The organism is Bacillus sp. ISL-41, from assembly GCF_018613235.1.
GTDB lineage: Bacteria > Bacillota > Bacilli > Bacillales > Cytobacillaceae > Mesobacillus.
This window is the reverse complement of the sequence record NZ_JAGGQP010000012.1, coordinates 98083-116651: the sequence shown is the minus strand read 5'-3', so window position 1 is coordinate 116651 and position 18569 is coordinate 98083. Positions and strand designations below refer to the sequence as shown.

Sequence of the window (18569 nt, the reverse complement as noted above, 5' to 3'; positions counted from 1 at the left end):
CCAGCCCGTTAATGCTTTAAAATGTAAACTAATTTCACCTGTAACTTCCTTCTTCTTAATACGTCAAATAGAAGTATGCATGGCCATAATTTATTGGATTATATCTTCCATGTTTAAGATTTGGATTTTGGAGGAATATGTAGTGGACCGACAGTGGATTAAGCCACTTATCTACAACCAACATAAAAATATAAATCTAAATGAAGCCTATTTAATCAAAATATAGTCGCTTTAAAAAGTTTGTTTTCATAAATTAATAAAAAGAAATTAATGAAGGAACTGCAAAGGGTTTTAAATGATTTGCTGCCATGTAGAGAAAAACAAGCACAAGAACCGTCCCTCTGCTTGCTAATTGTTATGAATCTGTAATAAGGCAGAGACAAGTCTGTATAATTGTTGGTTTATTATTAGTTATGAAAATCGTGAAATAAACATTAGGAATAATTGGAAATGTATTTACAAATTTGCTAGATTTCTATATTATAGTGATATTGATTTCAGGAGGTTCGTCCATTGGAACAGCAGCTAAAAATGACAGATATTAACCAAGAGCATTTTTTCGATGTGATAAAGAAGACATATGAAAAGGGTATGAATGAAAAAGAAATCACCGTGGAAAAAATCATGGCAGATTTAAAAGAAGATCTAAAGAAATCATTATTAAAATAAATAAAGCAAATGGCAATCCATAAATCTGGGTGTCATTTGCTTTTTATTTTGCTGAAAAAACAATCAGGGGGACGGTTCTTCTGCAACTTCTAAAAAACAAGCAGAAGAACCGTCCCCCTGCTTACTCTTGCGCCACCTCAAAAAACAAGCAGAAGAACCGTCCCTCTGCTCACTCCTGCACCACTCCAAAAAACGAGCAGAAGAACCGTCCCTCTGCACACATTTTCCTGGATTTGTGTTTTTTATGGGTAGTGTGGTATTGTATTTATGTTATACTTTAGTGCAATACATTATCGCATTACGTGTAGGGGGTTCCTTAAATAGGATGTTTAAAGATCTTGCTTCTGGAATTAAGATAAGCATTTCCAGGTCGATTACTACGTCTTTTGAGCAGTATATGGGTAGGATTGGCTGGAATGAAGATAAGTTTAATGTTGAGGATTTCATCAGGGAATGGAAGGAATATATCGAGACTTCAGCTTCCTGGTACGGCCAAATTAGTGATGAAATGAAGGCGGATCCCGTTTTTCATGAGGAGTTAGCTGTGAAAATCAATGAGGTAATCAACAAAATTTTCACGGAAGCGCCAACGCAAGCTCAAATGGAGGAGATTGAGAGCCTTCAGACAAAGCATGGCAGGGAATTTGATTATTCTTGTAAAATGGAAGCCAAATACATTATCGAAACATATAAGAAATAGCGCTCAGCCCGAGCTGGAAATATAAATGTATCATCACATCATTCAGTGTTAAAAACTTAATCATATATATTTCATAAAAAAGGCGGTTCAGCTTATTGAACCGCCTTTTTTATATGAAAAACCGCAACAGGCTGCATGCAAAATCATGAAAAACTCCTATAGTTGTGTTAATATTTAACAGGTATGGACGATACATACATTATTGGACTATAAAATTCGCAGTAAAAGAAGAGGTATACACCATGAAAAAAGTAACAATCATAATTCTGAGCTTTGCCATCCTATTCGGTTACATACCAAACAAGGCAGGAGCGACCAAATTGATCACAACGTTCAGCGATGTTCCCCAAAGCCACTGGGCCTATCATGATATAAAATTTTTGACCGAAAAAGAAGTCATCCTGGGTTTCGGCGGTAAGTTCCTTCCTAACAAAACGATCACGCGTCTGGATGCCGCTGTTATGATGGGGCGTGCAATGAAGCTCCCAGTCCTTGAAAACCCGGTGCTGATTCCGACCGATATGAATCCTTCGACAAGAGGGTATCAGGAGGTAATCTACGCAGTCAACAAAGGCATGTTCACCCTGAATGCGAAGAAATTCCAGCCCAATGAGCCGCTGACGAGAAAAGAAATGGCCAAAGTGCTGGCGGTAGGCTTCGCCTATGAAGGCAAGAACCAATCATCTTTTACTGATGTGAAAAAAACCGATCCTTTCTATAAGTACGTAGATGCGATTGCAGTGAATAACATTACAACTGGGTATGGAGATGGAACCTTCAGGCCTGACCTGTCAGTGAACCGTCTGCAATTCTCGGTGTTCCTTTCCCGGATTTACAGCAAGCCGCTAAAATATACCGTCAAACAGGATGGTGAGATTCTTCATACAGTGAGAAATGCCGAAGAAGCAATCAATCTTGCGATAAACTATCCAAAAGCGACTGTACATCCAGTTAGCAATACACTGGTTACCTACTCAGAGGAACCGGGCAAGCTCGAAAAGACCGGCATCCAAAATGGAGCACTTATTTATAATGGAGCAGAAAACACAAACATTTTTACACCCGAATACTTTAAATCATACCTTACCTCCGATGGCGGTACCGATACATTGTTCGATACCTTTATCATTCTGGGCAGAAGCTATCCGGGGGGAGAGTTCGGCTACCACGCCAAAAATGATTCGAATTATATGGACTGGTGGTGGTATATGAACCATACCTTTGCTGACGAAGGAGTCCTTAATAATCTCAATGAATCAGCAAAAAATGTTAATAAAACAGCCAATGTCTATATCTCCATTCCTTATCCAAAAATGACCGGGGATTTCATTGGTGTCGACGGCAAGGTGTATCCTAACAATATGGACGAGCGCCAGAAGTTAGCCAGCTGGTATATGGATCAGGTTGAGACGCTTTGGAGGCTTATTGAATTTTCGAACCTGGAACTTAAAGGCTATTACTGGATGAGTGAAACAATGGGACATCCTCAGGATGAGATTTTGGTGACGAAGATTTCAGAGGAAATCCATAAAAAGGGAATGAGCTTCATCTATTCTCCTCATGCGACTTCATCCAATTTCGATCGCTGGAAAAATTACGGCTTTGATGGCGCCTATCTACAGCCAAATGCTTTCAGGCTTAAGCTTACCGACACACCAGCCCGTCTGCACAGGGCATTTCTGAACGCGCAGATTTACGGAAGCGGGATCAATATTGAAATTGATCAGTACGGTCCGCACCAAATAGATGCTGGTATAGAAAATTTCAAACAATACATCGAAATGGCTCATCGATATAACCTCCCGGGGCAAAGCCTTATTTTTTACCAGGGAATCGGGATGGTGGACCGCATGGTGAAATATTCAGATCAGCCTTCGTATTACCAGGCGTACCAATTGTTGAGCAGCCTGGCATATAAGAATCAACCTAATGTTGAACAGTAAGCAAGGTGCCCGTCACCTTGCTTTTTTTATTGGGTAAAAAGTCACTTTTATAAAAACATTAAAACCTTTTCTGTAAAAAATCGTCTACTCATAGGTAGGAGGGATATCTATGAAAAGATTCACTATTTTACTGGCAGGAATGCTTTTGCTAACCGCATGTGAACCTTATCAAGAAACCATTTCTCAACATAGTAACAAAGAAATAAGTGCGGCTTCAGTTCAAAAAAACAAATCGAAGTACGGTGAATTAACCAATGAAGACAAAGAAATAGTGATGGCAGGTGAAATGTACCTAATGTTACCTCCACCTCCTATTGAAAACCTGGGAATCTCCAATAATGGTTCACAAACGTATTTAGTAAGTCCGGAATTTATGATAGAAAAACTTCACGATGGAGCCTGGTATGAGATGCCTCTTCCTGAGGGAACAGATTTCGTTGGAAAAACCGCTTATATTGGGCCAGGAGGAAGATATCATCAAAAGATCAATAATGTATTCGACAAAAAATATTATACAAATGGAAAGTATAGGCTGATAAAAGTCCTGAAGCCCAAAGAAAAAGGCCAAAAGGATGTTGTACTAGCTCTTACTTTAACCATCGACGGGTAGAGGAGGAAAGATATGAACAGAGTTGCCATTTTGCTGACAGGAGCTCTATTACTAACCGGTTGTACATCACAGCAAGAACCCATTTCTCAGAACGAACCCTTGCAAACAAAGGTTGCAACGGATCAAAAAATCAAATCAAAGTACAGAGAATTGACGAGTGAGGATCAGCAGAACAATCTTAGAATAGCCCTGATGATGCATCCGATTAAACCGGCTCCTGAATTTTCGTTCCTGGAAATATACAATAATGGCTCCCATACTTTTTTATCTAGTCCTGAATACACTGTGGAAAAGTTTATTGACGGTGCCTGGTATGAGGTTCCATTCCCGAAAGAAGCATCTCTTGAAGGAAGAACAGAATACATTGGCCCTAATGGGGGCTACCATCAGAAAATTAATAACAAAATGTTGGATGAAATGATTTCTGAGGAAGGAAAATATAGATTGTTAAAAGTCCTGAAGGCTAAAGAGAAAGGCCAACAAGATCTAGTTCTGGCCCACACTATAACTGTAGGCGCGAAAAATTAAGGGGGCACGATATGAAAAAAACACTAATTATCACAGGATAATCGCCTTCCTCGGTATTTCTGCCTTCATTTTCACTGAAGCCAATCACATAAATACCGGTTATATAATCAGCGTATCTAATGAAGATATTTGGCTGGTTAGGGACTCGGAGGAAAACATCCAAGGGAAAACGGAAGAGGAATTGAAAGAAATCTACAAATTCAAAGGAACCTTTTATGACACCAAAATGATTCCTTCCTTCATAACAAGAAAGCTAGTGGTTGGGCAAAAAGTGAAGGTGTTTTCTGATGGTGTAGGGGATGCTTCACTGCCTGGTTCAGATGAAGCTGCATTTTTACTCATACTCAATTAAAATCCGGAACGAGCTATTTATCGTTCCGGATTTTTCATGCTAGTAAAAAAGACACCTAGCAACGAAAGATTAATAGATAATAAGTTGCGATTTTTGATGAAAATTCTGTAAATCTGTCTCATAAGAGTTTCCAATCCATCCAAAATTATTTATTTCCCCAAAATCAATTGATTTGAAACATGTAATTTATTCCAAATCTAAAAGCTGTAAACGTTGTTATATCAACAACTCTCCCTTTCACCTCCTAATTTTTTACACCTAAAGCACCTTTATCTAGATAAATTGGATGATTCAGGCACCACTTCCATGTGATAAAATGTAAAAAAAACGACGAAGGGAGCAGGCGGATTTTGAAGAAATTTGTCTCCATGATTGTACTTGTCTTGTTGATTCTGCCAATGACAGCAAAAAGCTCAGAAGCAGCTGTATCCTTTAATGATCTGGAAAGTTCACACAGAGCTTATGCTGAGATTACATACCTTGCCAATGGAAATATAGTGAATGGAACAGGGGGGTATTTTAACCCTACCAAGATTGTGACTCGTGCTGAAGCAGCTACGATGCTTGGCCGTGCGCTGAACTTGAATGGCACAAAGCGGGTGACAATGTTCAGGGACGTGGATAGCAGTAGTTTTGCATCAGGCTTTATTCAATCTGCTGTAGAAAAGAATATCATCACCGGATACAATGATGGCACTTTCCGTCCTGACCAGCCAGTGAAGCGCGGTGAGATGGCTGTTCTGATTAATCGGGCGTTTTTGTATGGCGGCTACTCTGATTCCATTGCAGCTGCGAAAATGCTGATGGATAAAGGGATCGCTCAGGGGATTTCTCCTGGTAACTTCGGATATGAGCTTCAAATTACCAGAGCTGACTTTTCTGTGTTTTTAGCAAGAGCAATCAATTATAAATACCGTATTAATGCAACAGAAGAGTTTGGCGGAGATCTAAAAGTCAATGCGGGCGGTGACACGCTGAATGTCAGAACAGGCCCATCAACAAATTTCGATAAAGTTGACGCTTTGCCTGACGGCGCTCAAGTAGAGGCTTCTTATAAAGTAGGAGATTGGGTATTCATTCGTTCAGGAAACGTAGAAGGACTTGTACATGGATATTATTTAGCGGGAACTTATCCTGACTTTATGAACAAGCCATTGCCTGCCTCTAACCCGAATCCATTATTTTCACAAATGATTGTGATCGATCCAGGTCACGGCGGCAAGGATCCTGGTGCAACAGGTTATGGAATAACTGAAAAAGCAGTCGTCCTTGATACTTCATTAAAACTGAAGGCACTGCTTGCAAAAACACCGTTCTCTTACAAGCTTACTAGAGAAACAGATGTTTACCTGACACTGGCTGAGCGCGTAAGCTTTGCGAAAAATGTGGGGGCCGATACTTTCATCAGTATCCATGCTAACGCATTCAATGCTACAGCTAATGGAACGGAAACGTATTACTACAATTCAGCTGCGACAAATCCTTATACCGCAGATAGCAAGCTGTTAGCCCAGAAAATTCAAACTCGCTTACTTGAGGCCTGGAAATTGGTGGATCGCGGCGTTGACCATGGTAATTTCCATGTTATCCGTGAAAACACAATGCCAGCTGTATTGGTTGAGTTAGGCTTCATCGATAGCTCCATTGATAACCCGAAGCTTGCTTCATCATGGTGGCGTCAGGAAGCTGCGGAAGCAATGTACCTTGGAATCCTGGATTACTATAAGGCGAAAGGCTACAACGTTTCCTATCTATATAGCAATGTAAACTAAAATAGGATAATATGAACTTATGATCATTGGGAAAGGAGTCTGCTAATAGACTCCTTTTCCTCTATATTTGGCGAAATATCGCTCCTTTGCACATGCTGACAAGGGCTTTATAAAAAGAAACGGGGAATTTGCATGAGAAAATGTATTGGATTATTATTATCGGTTGCTCTGATTGCTCTGACTTTCGTTCCGTCAGCCTTTGCAGCTGCAGCAGAAATCGGTGAAGAGCCAGGGCGGTATATAGTATTCTATGAAAATGTTGATTCCCTGGAAATGATAAAAGATAGTGGCGGCGACATCATTCAAATATTCGAAATGGTTGGTGCGGCAGCAGTAGATATTAAACAGGCAAAACTGGAAGAGTTCCAAAACCTGGGCTTAGTAAAAAGTTATCACAAGGAGAACCACTTTCAGACAAGCGGGCAACTTACACCATGGGCCCATACTAATTTAAACTTGAAAGCAAAGGTACCTTCTACTTTAACCGGAAAAGGAGTAAAGGTGGCCATCATCGATACAGGTGTTGACTCAGCGCATGAGGACCTCACTGTAAAGGCTGGGAAATGCACGTTGGATGAGTCCATAAGCCAGGATGCGTGTAAACAATCCTTCTTGGATGAAAATGGACATGGGACACATGTTGCGGGGATCATTGCTGCGAAAAATAATAATGTAGGGATAGTCGGTGTGGCGCCGGGGGCTGAAATTTTTGCGGTTAAAGCTCTCGATGGCGAAGGGAATGGGACCACTTCCACCATCATGGCTGGAATCGAATGGGCGATCAGCCAGAGAGTCCATATCATTAATATGAGCCTGACAACACCATACTCTGATATGGGAATCAAGTCTATGGTCGACAAAGCTAACCAAAATGGCATCCTTGTAATTGCGGCCGCCGGCAATGAAGGCTCATTCAGCGGCGGAGATGAAACGGTGATGTATCCGGCGAAATATGAAAGTGTAATGGCGGTTTCATCAGTTGACAAAAGTAATCGCAGGGTCTCTACATCCTCAACGGGTTATGAAGTGGAGATTGCTGCTCCCGGAGAAATAATCTACTCAACGATTCCTTCAGGTGGATATGGAACCATGAGCGGCACCTCGATGGCTGCCCCGTTTGTCGCAGGCATTGCTGCTCTTTATAAAGAAAAATACCCAGGATACACGAACAAACAGATCCGCTCTCTTTTACAAAAGAATGCCAGGGACCTTGGAACGGCTGGCAGGGATAGATTTTATGGATTTGGAATTGCGCAGGCAGATACTGCCCCGGTTGAAACTCCACAGCTGCCAATCACTTATACTGCAGATGGAAAAGGTTCCTTTGAATTGAACATGCAGCCGCTTTTGGAAAAATATCAATCCTACTCTATTTACAGGGGAGGAAAACTGATTGCTGAGAAAGCATCCAGTCAATTTTTCAGGGATTATGGAGCAAAAGGCAGTCTCGAGTATTTGGTATATCCATGGCTGAACGGGGTAAAACAGACGGCCTCGATAGTGGATGTGTCATTGAACAGCCCGGCCATACCAGATCTCACAAACTCAGCATGGTACAGCCGGAATATGATGTACCTTTATTCAGAGGGGATTTTAAAAGGGGATGCATCGAACTACTTGAAGCCGGCAAGCTATGTAACGCGGGCAGAAGCAGTTACAATGCTGGGCAGGGCCTTGAAACTTGATGGCAGACAAAGATCAACAAAATTCACGGATGTCCCAAGCAGCAGCTTTGCTTCAGGCTACATACAGTCCGCTGTAGAGCGAGGAATCATCAGCGGACTTGGGAATGGCACTTTCAATCCCAACGCCAGTGTTACCCGTGCAGAAATGTCCATCATGATTTCTAAGGCATACAATCTTCCTGCGGGTCCTGTTGGAGGGTTTTCGGATGTGCCTTCTGGCATGTCGGGCTACCAGCAGATCTACAATCTAGCAGCTGCAAAAATCGTTTCTGGTTATGCGGATGGTACTTTTAAACCAAATGAAAAAATGCTGAGGTCTAATTACTCGGTGTTCCTGTCAAAAGCGAATAACAGTGCTTTGAAATAATGTCCCAATGTTGATTTTTTAGTGGAAAGCAAAGCGCATTGAACGAAATTCAACAGTTAAATTTAACTGAGCCAAAATATAAAGAAGCCGCTCCCTTTAAACAATCAGGGAGCGGCTTCTTTATTTCGACAGGGATTGTCGAATGATGACATCGATTTACCAGATCAATGTCGGGACGCCGGGTTACCAATCCGGTGCCAAATGGCTTGTTGGTGCGCCGAAATGGATTACCAACCAAAATCTTAACGTACTATAATTATATCGAAACGTGTCGAAGTTTGTCGAGCGGTAACAAATGGCATAAATATTACGTTTTTATTACCAAAAAGCTAAACATCTCCCAAACCCAACCGATATAATTAGGTATTTTACCCGAAATAACGACCTTATAACCTGATGTTAAAGAATTGTAATAGAATCGTAAAAGTCATGACACTATAATTCTGCTAATATAGTCACATAGAACCAAATTCTGATAATTTGTAACAAAAAAACAACGAGGCAGAGGTGTAAAAATGAAGAAGTTTGTTACCCGGCTTATTTTAGCGACATTACTAGTATCCTTTCTTCCATTCCAATCAGCCATGGCAGCAACACAGCAGGAGCAAATCGTCGAGATTGCCAAAAAATACATAGGAGTCCCATACCTTTACGGAGGAACGACTCCAAGCGGATTTGATTGCTCAGGATTCATTGGATATGTCTATGATGAGATTGGTGTAGATATGCCGCGTATATCTGCGGATCAATATAATGTAGGGGAGCCAGTTTCAAGAGCAAACCTTCAGCCTGGTGACCTCGTTTTTTTTGAAAAGACATATAATAAAGCAGGGGTTACACACTCTGGTATATACATAGGAGACAACCAATTCTTAAGTGCTACAACGAGCAGGGGAATCAAAATTGATTCACTGGACAGCTCTTATTGGGGACCAAAATTTTACGGAGCAAAGCGAGTTTTAAAAGAAGCAGTATTAAAGCCTGGTGAATATCAGGATGTACCTAAGGAACATTTGGCTTATGAAGCTGTCTTGACGTTGAGTAACCAAAATGTAATTAAAGGAATCGACAATAGCACGTTCCAGCCAGAACAGCCTGTGACAAGAGGACAAGCTGCTGCTATTATCAATCGTGTGCTGAAACGTCAAGCTACTTCATTGGAAGGATTCAGCGACGTCCCGGCAAACTATCAATTTGCGGCAGATATTGCTGCCATCAGGGAAGCGGGAGTAATCGGAGGATTTGCAGACGGCACATTCCGACCGAACAATTATATGACTAAAGCAGAAATGGCTGCCATCGTCCAAAGAGCCTTCAAGCTCAGCCATCAAGGGATTCAATCAGCAAGTGTTGCCTATACGGATATCGAGCCGGGATACTGGGCTTATGATGCCATCCAAATCATGAAACAAATCGACAAGACGTCAATTTTCGCTGGGGACAAATATGGTTCTTCTTTAAAAGCAACAAGAGCCACATTCGCAGCCGCAATCTATAATTCGGCATACTAGTAAGAGTTAAAAAGCTGGGAGGAATCCCAGCTTTTTCTATAAGCCTTTTTGCTGTATTTTTCTAAAAACATAAGTTGATAGACCGATATTAAGACAGATAATAATTATAAACCGGGAAATTACGACCATTTTTTAAAAAAATCACCAGAAAATCTACTAAAATTGTAAATGAATTGGTAGAATCAGAGAGAATGTTGTCAAAAAGACAAACAACAACTAGGGGGAGAATAATGAGGAAGAAATTTGGCAAGCTCATCCTGACATTCGGTTTGACAATGGGAAGTTTATTGACGATACATCAGCCAACGGCTTTTGCGCAAGACGATATAACAGGGTCCACTTTAGAGACAGAGATGCGTGCGATGATTGCTGAGGGAGTTATGCAGGGGTTTGGTGAAGGGGTTTATAAGCCGAATTTGGAGGTTTCTCGAGGGCAGTTTGCAACGTTTATATCACGTGCTCTCCATTTACCAGATGGTACTCCAGTATTTGCTGACGTCCCTCTTTCATCCCCATTATCAAAAGGAATAAATAGTGCGGCCAGCGCCGGAATTATTATGGGCTATACTCCTACAAAGTTTGGGATTGATGACCAAATTTCAAGAGAACAGGCTGCGACAATGATTGATCGTGCTTTCAATTATATGCAAATCGATCGCGACGAAGCAGTACTTAGTTTTTCGGATGCGAATGAAATTAATGATATTTTTAAAATGGCAGTAGCAAAGAATTCAAGAGATGGTATTATAAAAGGTCTTTCGAATGGAGATGGAACCTATAAGTTCCTGCCAAAGAAAACAGCTACACGCCAGGAAGCCGCAGCATTTATCTACAGAATGCTAAACAAAATGGAAGAAGCGAAGATTCCTGAAGAACCAGGTGAAGATGGAGCGGCAGGTTATAAAGTGGCAACAATCCTACCTTCTGGTGAATTAACGTACAGTACGAAGACATATTCTTCCTTCGATTCGGCAAAAAGCGCAGCAACAGCATACAATCAAGTAGTTACTGTTAATGAACAAATAGTTGAAATGAATACAGGTCTTGTATGGTCAAAACCGGCTCTAGGAAAATCAATCACATATATTTATCAGGATTCTTCATTAAAATCTGCTATAACTTATTTACCTGCAGGACAGGAAATGAAGTATCTGGATGCAACAGAGAATTATGTAAAAGTGCTCCTTGCTGGTAAGACGGTATACGTTAAGCATGAAGAGGTATCACTGGTTCCACTTCAGCTGGTAGAAGGAAGAAACTATTACTCTGTAAATGGCAATGGCGAATTGGTTCACTCTATCTTTGATCCAGTCAAAAAAACATACGTATCATATACAATGGGATTTGCACCAAGTTTCCTTGTTAAAGACCAGAAGTATTATAGCTGGGATGGCGGACAATATACTGACTTGAATGGAAGAGCTGTCGGCACAGGATATCAATACTTCAATTACCTGCCTGCAAGGACTGATTCCATTTATTCAGCAGAACAGTTAAACCTATATATCAACAATGTCCTGGCAGAAAAAGAGGCATTATATGTTTCGAACCCAACTAACTATGCTAGATACAAAGACGCAACAAAGGTTAGTAAAATTAGAGAAATCGGAACATATCTCAAGGGTGCTGAATTAGAGCATAATATCAATGCCCTGTTGATTTTGGGTTTAGCTATGCATGAAAGTGACTTTGGAATGAGCAAGTATGCTTTGGAACGAAATAACCTTTTCGGTATTAAAGCGTATGATGGAAATACAGATGCAGCTGAATTTTTCGCTTCGCCTAAAGAAGCAATTGATGCTTTGGCGAACCGTTATCTTAACAAAAATTATATTAGTCCTACAGGTTCATTTGCGAATGGAGCAATAACAGGTAACAAAGCACGAGGCTTCAACGTAAAATACGCTTCAGATCCTTTTTGGGGACAAAAAATTGCGGGGCATATGCACCGTGTAGATAAATTCCTAGGCAAGAAAGACCGTTCAGCAAACGCATACCGAATCGGTGAAACAACAGTTGACGGAGTAAATGCAAGAATCAACCCAGGAGTAGAATCTGCAATAGCATATACAAACAAATACGCAGGATTACCAGTCGCAATCCTAGAATCACAAAAACATACAGACGGCTACTACTGGTTCAAAATCATGTCCGACTCAACAACCCAAAACGAAGTATACATCCGTTCCGACCTCATCAAAGATCTGCCCCTAGTAAAGTGAGAAAAGTGAGCAGAGGGACGGTTCTACTGCTTGTTTTTTCAACAGGGTACAATGGGAAGTTAGGATAAGAAACACAAAGGGTATAATGTGCCTTAAAAAAGATTGCAGTTAAACTCTCTTATATCGAGTCTAACTGCAATCTTTTTATTTTGGAGGAAAATATCGAATCCGTTCGGTGAGGGTGTACCTCAGGAAGTTTACTATTGATTATTGTTTTTCAGCTGGTTCAATTCCTTTTCCACCTTAACAATTCTCTTATGGTTGGACTGACTAGCACCAAACACAATTCCAAACAATCCACCTATAACTGCCCCAGGCAGCCCTAGAAAGATAAATCCTAAAATGCCGGCTACTGTTATATAGAATATAGTCATTAGAACACTCCCTTTTTAGTACAGTAAAGCGGTGGGGGTCTGACCCCCACCGCTTTACTGTGTTAAAACAACAAATATCAATATCAAGACGCTTTCTTCTTCCGCAGTATCCCGAGCAGCTGTCTGAAGCCTTCTCGATAGAAGAAGTAAATTCCAGCTGCATATAGCACTACCCCTAGTGGCACCAAAATGCCTAGCTGAATGAGTGAGTATAGTTCGGAAATCGCTGTGAACTGTTTGATCAAATAAATTGGAACTGCCATGATTACAGTCGGCAGGATGACCTTCGCGAACAGCTTAGCCAACCTTAATCGCTCTTCCCGGTCAAAATCCTTATAGACGACAAACGTCGATACTCCCAAATAGTAAATCGACACAAGTGAACTCGTCAGCGCAAGCCCAGGATATCCAAACGGTCCTACAAGAATCCAGTTGAAGATAAGGTTCAAGACGATCGTCGTAATACTGATCCTCAGCACAATCGCCGTCTTGCCGCGGGCGTACATCGATTTGGACACAATGTACTGCAAGCCCTGCGTAACAATCAAGGGAATGTAGTAAACGAGTGCAACATACGTATTCTGTGTATCCTCTGCGGTAAAGCGACCACGCTCGAAAACAAATGAGATCGCTTCCTTGCCAACAAGCAGCAGCCCGACCGCAATCGGCAGCAGCGTAACAAGCGTGATCTGCATGCCCATGAACACAGTGCCCTGAAACTTCTTGTGGTTGTCCACTTGATCAGACAATAATGTGAAAATGATTGCCGCCACGGTTGTCGCGTAAATCGCCTGTGGAATGCTCACCAACAAGGAAGCGTTGTTCAGGTAGGTAACAGCGGCGCTCTCGGTGCCCGAAGCAAACGACTTATTCACGAACATATTAATCTGACCAACAACCGAATTCAATAACGCCGGTGCCAGCAGGACAAGGAAAGCCGAACCAAAAGCTTTTTCCACCTTAACAGTCGGCTGCCACTTATACCCGTTCTTAAACAGGAAGAAGAACTGGATGACCATTCCGAGGAAGGTTCCGAAAATAAAACCATATGCCAAGCTGTAGATTCCCCATTGATCAGAGAATAACAGCGCAAAAACCGCACCCATCAAGGTTGCTAGCAATTTAGAAACCTGCGTCGGCACAAACACCCGTCGTCCCTGCAAATAAGACTCAAGAATCCCATTCACCGCAATCAAACTCATGAACAGGAAAAAGAATTGAGTGATTTCAACAGCAACCTTTTCGGTCGTCTCCGTCATATTGCCATAGATCAGCGGCACAATATAAGGAACGAGGAAATAACCAGCGAGGGTCACACCAAGGAATACTAAAAAAGTGCCATTCAAAATGCCGTTCGCATTCCGCTCTGTCTCCTCCGGGCTTTCCTTTCGCTTTTGCATGTACATAGGAAGGAATACGTTATTGAACCCGCCGGAGATCATCGCCACAACGAGCGTAATGAAAGAAAAAGCCAGCAAATAGCCATCCGTGTATTCGCTTGCTCCGAACTCTTTGGCAATGATACTTTCCCGCAAAAAACCTGACAGCTTAAGGACCAGAGCCAGGAGGGTGATCCAAATGGCCGTTTTTTTCAATCCCGCCATATCATTTCAGTCACTTTCTATAAAAGAATTTTCATCAAAGCTCGATCCGTCATTTAAAAAACAGCCTAAATAAAAGTAAGGCGAAACAATGCCCGCCTTACTAGTTTCAAACTATATCATATCAGTAATCATGCTCACAAAAAACTATTTACGACCTAAAGCGCTCAAATAGATTTCCTCGTATTTCTCAGCCGCAGCAAGGTGAGAGTATTCCTCTTCAATCTTCTGGCGAGCCTTCGCGGCGAATTCCTCGCCTTTTTCCGGATTCTTCAACAAGAAAATGATCGCTTCCGCAAGCTCCTGGACGTTCTTCTCCTCAACGAGCAAACCATCTTCTTTATCCTCGATGATTTCCTTCAAGCCGCCAACTGCACAGGCAACCAGCGGTGAACCAGAACCCATCGCTTCAAGCGCAGAAATCGAAGTCGCTTCCTCCACACCGGCAGAGTGGACACTCGGCACAAGCGCAACATCGGCAAGTGCATAATAGTCCTTAACCTTGTCATGTGCAACGGCACCAAGCAGGTCAACTCTGTCCTCAAGTCCATTTTCAGCAACAATTTTCTTGATTTCTGACAACGCCTCGCCGCTTCCTGCATAGATTAACCTTGTGTTTGGAAACTCCTTCAGCACGGCAGGCATCGCAAGCGCCGGATAGATAACGCCATTCTTTTTCGTCAGGCGGCGCGGCACGAACAAAATATTTTCATCACGGGAGATACCGTATTGATCACGGAGCGCATTTTTTCGATCCTTATCAGGCTTGAAACCGTGAATATCGATAAAATTGCGGATCGCAAACCCGTCAACACCAGATACGTCCTTCACATATTGTTTCAGGCGCTGGTCAACCGTAATGATCTTACGGGTGTTTTGGTATGCCTTGATCTCGATTTCCTGCATTTCATTTGCTTCCGGACTGCCTTCATCAATCGAGCCTTTGCTGACAGCTTCAAAAGCCATGTAACCATGGACAGTCGAAACAACAGGAATTCCCGTTTCCAGAGCAGCCAGGGTCGTGAAAGGATCCTGGGCATTGATGATGTCATAATTCTTGTTTTTATTTTTTAAAATAAGAGCCTTCAGCAGATTCTTACGTGCATAATGGCTCCAAAGGATTCCACGGCCCTTTTTTACTTTGTTGATGACAAAGCTTGGCCCCTGTGCGTACATCTTACGTACTACTGGAGACACATCCGTGAACGAAAGGACATCAACTTCATGTCCGCGCTCCTCGAGTCCGGCCTTTAATGTCGCAACGTGTGTAGATAGCCCGCCAGCGTGCGGATAGTCATAAGCGGTGGCAATAAGAACTTTCATAATTGCACCTCCTGGGTTATTTTGACGATGAAAAATAGTTCTAGAAGTATCTGCCTAATAAAAAATTCCTACTATAATATACACTAGTCAAATGTCACAGAATTCCTGAACATGTTAACTTACAAAATCAATCAGTAGAACCGTCCCTGTGCTTAAATGGACTTCCAGGAAAAGAGCAGGAGAACCGTCCCTCTGCTAACATTTTCCCGGCATTTCAAGCACAAGAACCGTCCCTCTGCTCACTTTCTGCTTACTTACCAAAGTTCTCTTTCAGCAAGTCAACATTCCGAACGGCTTCGACGCGCATTTCTGCGGCGTTGCCTTCAACGATCTTGCTGTATTTTTCCCTGTTGTCCAACAGCTCTAAACCGTTCTTGGTTAATTCTTCGACATTCATTTCTTCAAGCACGGCGGAGAATTGCCACATGCCGCTGCGCTTGAGCAGGCTTTCGACCTTTTTGTCATAGCTTAACCCAATATGCGGCACGCCTGTCAGCGTCGAGAAAATCAATGCGTGCAATCTCATGCCGATCGTGATCTGGCATTCGCCGATGAAGTTCAAGTATTGATTAGGCGTGAAATTCGTGCCAAGGATATGGCATTTATCAGCATGCTTCATATGCTTCAGCACATTTTTGCTTGCCGTGTCGTCGTGATGGCCTTCCATCGGCACGAACACCGGCGTGATGTCGCGGGCTTCGATCCAGTTATCGAGGATCTCCGCAATCTGCTCAAACTGCTTTACTTTTTCGAACCATGGACGTACAGAAACAGCGACAAGATTATCCTTACGCTCCAGCTGCAGGCTGTCCATCGCGGCTGTATCCTTTTTCGGATGGAAAGCGAACACGATGTCAGAAGTCACAACAGTCTCTGGACGCTTAACGCCCAATTTATGCAGCAGGTCCTTCGAGAACTGGTCACGGACCGTCACGAAATCTGCCATATTGGCAAACACTTTCATTAAAATCTTGCCCCATGTTGAGTTTACCGGTCCAATCCCCTGGGAAAAGAACATGACCTTCGTCCCTACTAGCTTGGCCAAAAAGACAATCAACAGATAATACGGAAGCGGCCCGAAAATAAAGCGGGTAGGATATGTATCCTGCAGCAAACCGCCGCCGCCCGAGATCAGCAGGTCAGCTTCCTTCAAAGCATTGACCTTAGCTTTAAAATCATGGCGCCAGCCGCGGTACACGGTTTTGACATTATGTTCCTTTGCGGTCTGTTCCGGTGATAAAGAGAATACGGTAATTTCTGGCTGGTCTAAATGCTCTCGCAAGTTATCGACAATGGATTCAAGTATGGCTTCGTCACCAGTATTACCGAGGCCATAAAATCCTGAGATGACAATTTTCAAAGAAGTTGCTCCTCCTTAATATAGAAAGTATTGCGTTGGTAAAACATAAGCGTAATAAGCTGTAAAAAAAAGAAGGTGCCGAACGAAATCGAAAGCACCCAAAAGCTAAACAATATTTTAACATTATAAACGAAACCATTCAATGTTGAAGGGTGCATGGTTTGACAAGATTTGATATACTATGTTAGAAATTAAAGCTAGATTGATCAGAAAATCACAATAAATACCTATAATTAACTGCCTTAAAAAGAGAGGTCCTTTTAATGAAAAAGATTTGTGTCATTGGATTAGGTTATATCGGACTGCCAACCGCTGCGATCTTTGCAAGAGCCGGCTATGATATTGTCGGAGTCGATGTCAGCGAACGTGTAGTGAACTCTTTAAATAATGGAAATGTAACAATTGAAGAAGTCGGGCTCCCGGAGCTCGTTAAAGAAGCCGTTGAAAAAGGCAAGCTTCGCGCATCCCTCACACCCGAGGAAGCGGATGTATTCATCATCGCCGTGCCAACACCAATCCATCACGATTACACTGCGAATGTGGATTATGTCATCAGCGCAACAAAGGCGATCGTTCCTTTCGTTAAAAAAGGCGATGTGGTCATTGTCGAATCGACAATCCCGCCAAGAACGATGGATGATGTCGTCGCACCAATCCTTCAAGAGGCAGGACACGACGTGCAAAACGACATTTTCCTTGCACACTGCCCTGAGCGCGTGCTTCCAGGCCGCATCTTGATCGAGTTGATCGAAAACACTCGTATTGTCGGCGGAACGACTCCTGTCGCTGCTAAAAAGGCTGCAGACGTATACCGCGCCATCGTTACGGGAGACGTGATTGAAACCGAGGCGCTCACAGCGGAAATGTCCAAACTGATGGAAAACACATTCCGTGATGTCAACATTGCCCTGGCCAATGAACTCGCTAAAATCAGTGCAAAATTAGGCGTCAATGCCCATGACGTGATCGAGCTTGCCAACAAGCATCCGCGCGTCAATATCCACCAGCCTGGACCAGGAGTTGGCGGACACTGCCTGGCAGTTGACCCATACTTCATCGTTGAAAAAGCAAGAAATGAATCCGTGCTGATCAAGCTATCACGCGATATCAACAATTCAATGCCTGAATTCGTTGCAGAAAAAATCGAAGAATTGACAGTCCAGATTGAAAAGCCGAAGATTGCTGTACTCGGCTTAACCTATAAAGGAAACATCGATGACGTGCGTGAAAGCCCTGCAATCGAGATCTATCAACTGCTGGCCCGAAACCCGCGTTTCGAAACAGTGGCCCATGACCCTCATGTCCAGCAGGATCAGGTTACATTCCCGCTTCTTTCATTAGAGGATGCGCTGAATGAAGCCCATGTTGCCGTCGTATTGGCTGACCACAATGAATTCAAGACGCTGGACAGCAAACTTGTCGCTTCCAAAATGAAGTCGCCAGTCGTCTTCGATACGAAGAACTGCACGAACCTTGATAACGATTATGTTACTTTGTACAGAATCGGTGATTTGTCAGGACTGAAACCAATCCAGCTCTAAGAGGGTTTGAT

15 protein-coding genes are annotated in these 18569 nt (G+C 42.5%); 11 read left to right on the top strand and 4 right to left on the bottom strand.

Annotation, left to right across the window (positions count from 1 at the left end; genetic code table 11):
* The first annotated feature begins 513 nt into the window (after nt 1–513).
* The 10 genes from J7I80_RS05990 to J7I80_RS05945 all read left to right on the top strand — a co-directional run bounded on the left by J7I80_RS05990 (nt 514) and on the right by J7I80_RS05945 (nt 12359).
* Nucleotides 514–669, top strand: coding sequence for a YwzD family small protein (locus J7I80_RS05990; RefSeq protein WP_214736576.1), 156 nt, complete (start codon nt 514–516; stop codon nt 667–669).
* A 325-nt stretch (nt 670–994) separates the two neighbouring features.
* Nucleotides 995–1369, top strand: coding sequence for a hypothetical protein (locus tag J7I80_RS05985; RefSeq protein ID WP_214736573.1), 375 nt, complete (start codon nt 995–997; stop codon nt 1367–1369).
* 242 nt (nt 1370–1611) lie between these two features.
* Nucleotides 1612–3312, top strand: coding sequence for a DUF4855 domain-containing protein (locus J7I80_RS05980; RefSeq protein ID WP_214736571.1), 1701 nt, complete (start codon nt 1612–1614; stop codon nt 3310–3312).
* A 109-nt stretch (nt 3313–3421) separates the two neighbouring features.
* Nucleotides 3422–3922, top strand: coding sequence for an immunoglobulin-like domain-containing protein (locus J7I80_RS05975; RefSeq protein ID WP_214736569.1), 501 nt, complete (start codon nt 3422–3424; stop codon nt 3920–3922).
* Between the two features lie 12 nt (nt 3923–3934).
* Nucleotides 3935–4450 carry an immunoglobulin-like domain-containing protein gene (locus J7I80_RS05970; RefSeq protein ID WP_214736566.1) on the top strand — a complete coding sequence of 172 codons (516 nt, stop codon included), beginning with the start codon at nt 3935–3937 and terminating at the stop codon, nt 4448–4450.
* Entirely contained in the window at nt 4446–4802 is a 357-nt protein-coding gene (locus J7I80_RS23260; protein WP_214736589.1) for a DUF3221 domain-containing protein, read from the top strand. Before J7I80_RS05970 ends, J7I80_RS23260 begins: the two co-directional genes overlap by 5 nt.
* A gap of 350 nt (nt 4803–5152) precedes the next feature.
* A complete protein-coding gene (locus tag J7I80_RS05960; protein WP_251027624.1) occupies nt 5153–6574 on the top strand; it encodes an N-acetylmuramoyl-L-alanine amidase in 1422 nt (473 codons plus the stop codon).
* A 132-nt stretch (nt 6575–6706) separates the two neighbouring features.
* Nucleotides 6707–8626, top strand: a complete 1920-nt coding sequence (locus J7I80_RS05955) for a S8 family peptidase (RefSeq protein WP_214736564.1) — start codon at nt 6707–6709, stop codon at nt 8624–8626.
* Nucleotides 8627–9141: 515 nt separating this feature from the next.
* Nucleotides 9142–10137, top strand: coding sequence for a C40 family peptidase (locus tag J7I80_RS05950; protein WP_214736562.1), 996 nt, complete (start codon nt 9142–9144; stop codon nt 10135–10137).
* Between the two features lie 230 nt (nt 10138–10367).
* The gene (locus J7I80_RS05945; protein WP_214736560.1) at nt 10368–12359 is read left to right on the top strand and encodes an S-layer homology domain-containing protein; all 1992 of its coding nucleotides are present in this window, start codon (nt 10368–10370) and stop codon (nt 12357–12359) included.
* A gap of 200 nt (nt 12360–12559) precedes the next feature.
* Here J7I80_RS05945 and J7I80_RS05940 read toward each other — a convergent pair whose 3' ends face one another.
* The 4 genes from J7I80_RS05940 to csaB all read right to left on the bottom strand — a co-directional run bounded on the left by J7I80_RS05940 (nt 12560) and on the right by csaB (nt 17017).
* Nucleotides 12560–12733: a hypothetical protein gene (locus tag J7I80_RS05940; RefSeq protein ID WP_214736558.1), complete on the bottom strand. Its 174-nt coding sequence runs from the start codon at nt 12731–12733 to the stop codon at nt 12560–12562.
* Between the two features lie 83 nt (nt 12734–12816).
* Nucleotides 12817–14337 (bottom strand): murein biosynthesis integral membrane protein MurJ, encoded by a 1521-nt coding sequence (gene murJ, locus J7I80_RS05935; protein WP_214736555.1) that lies wholly within the window; start codon nt 14335–14337, stop codon nt 12817–12819.
* 144 nt (nt 14338–14481) lie between these two features.
* Nucleotides 14482–15657: a glycosyltransferase family 4 protein gene (locus J7I80_RS05930; RefSeq protein WP_214736553.1), complete on the bottom strand. Its 1176-nt coding sequence runs from the start codon at nt 15655–15657 to the stop codon at nt 14482–14484.
* Between the two features lie 250 nt (nt 15658–15907).
* Entirely contained in the window at nt 15908–17017 is a 1110-nt protein-coding gene (csaB, locus tag J7I80_RS05925) for a polysaccharide pyruvyl transferase CsaB (RefSeq protein ID WP_214736551.1), read from the bottom strand.
* Between the two features lie 263 nt (nt 17018–17280).
* Here csaB and J7I80_RS05920 point away from each other — a divergent pair, with 263 nt between their 5' ends.
* Entirely contained in the window at nt 17281–18558 is a 1278-nt protein-coding gene (locus tag J7I80_RS05920) for a nucleotide sugar dehydrogenase (RefSeq protein WP_214736550.1), read from the top strand.
* The last annotated feature ends 11 nt before the right edge of the window (nt 18559–18569 follow it).

What these genes read in the sequence shown, in the direction of transcription:
- J7I80_RS05985 (WP_214736573.1), top strand. Translation starts at nt 995, where the DNA reads ATGTTTAAAGATCTTGCTTCTGGAATTAAGATAAGCATTTCCAGGTCG.
- J7I80_RS05980 (WP_214736571.1), top strand. Translation starts at nt 1,612, where the DNA reads ATGAAAAAAGTAACAATCATAATTCTGAGCTTTGCCATCCTATTCGGT.
- J7I80_RS05975 (WP_214736569.1), top strand. Translation starts at nt 3,422, where the DNA reads ATGAAAAGATTCACTATTTTACTGGCAGGAATGCTTTTGCTAACCGCA.
- J7I80_RS05970 (WP_214736566.1), top strand. Translation starts at nt 3,935, where the DNA reads ATGAACAGAGTTGCCATTTTGCTGACAGGAGCTCTATTACTAACCGGT.
- J7I80_RS05955 (WP_214736564.1), top strand. Translation starts at nt 6,707, where the DNA reads ATGAGAAAATGTATTGGATTATTATTATCGGTTGCTCTGATTGCTCTG.
- J7I80_RS05950 (WP_214736562.1), top strand. Translation starts at nt 9,142, where the DNA reads ATGAAGAAGTTTGTTACCCGGCTTATTTTAGCGACATTACTAGTATCC.
- J7I80_RS05945 (WP_214736560.1), top strand. Translation starts at nt 10,368, where the DNA reads ATGAGGAAGAAATTTGGCAAGCTCATCCTGACATTCGGTTTGACAATG.
- J7I80_RS05940 (WP_214736558.1), bottom strand. Translation starts at nt 12,733, where the DNA reads ATGACTATATTCTATATAACAGTAGCCGGCATTTTAGGATTTATCTTT.
- murJ (WP_214736555.1), bottom strand. Translation starts at nt 14,337, where the DNA reads ATGGCGGGATTGAAAAAAACGGCCATTTGGATCACCCTCCTGGCTCTG.
- J7I80_RS05930 (WP_214736553.1), bottom strand. Translation starts at nt 15,657, where the DNA reads ATGAAAGTTCTTATTGCCACCGCTTATGACTATCCGCACGCTGGCGGG.
- J7I80_RS05920 (WP_214736550.1), top strand. Translation starts at nt 17,281, where the DNA reads ATGAAAAAGATTTGTGTCATTGGATTAGGTTATATCGGACTGCCAACC.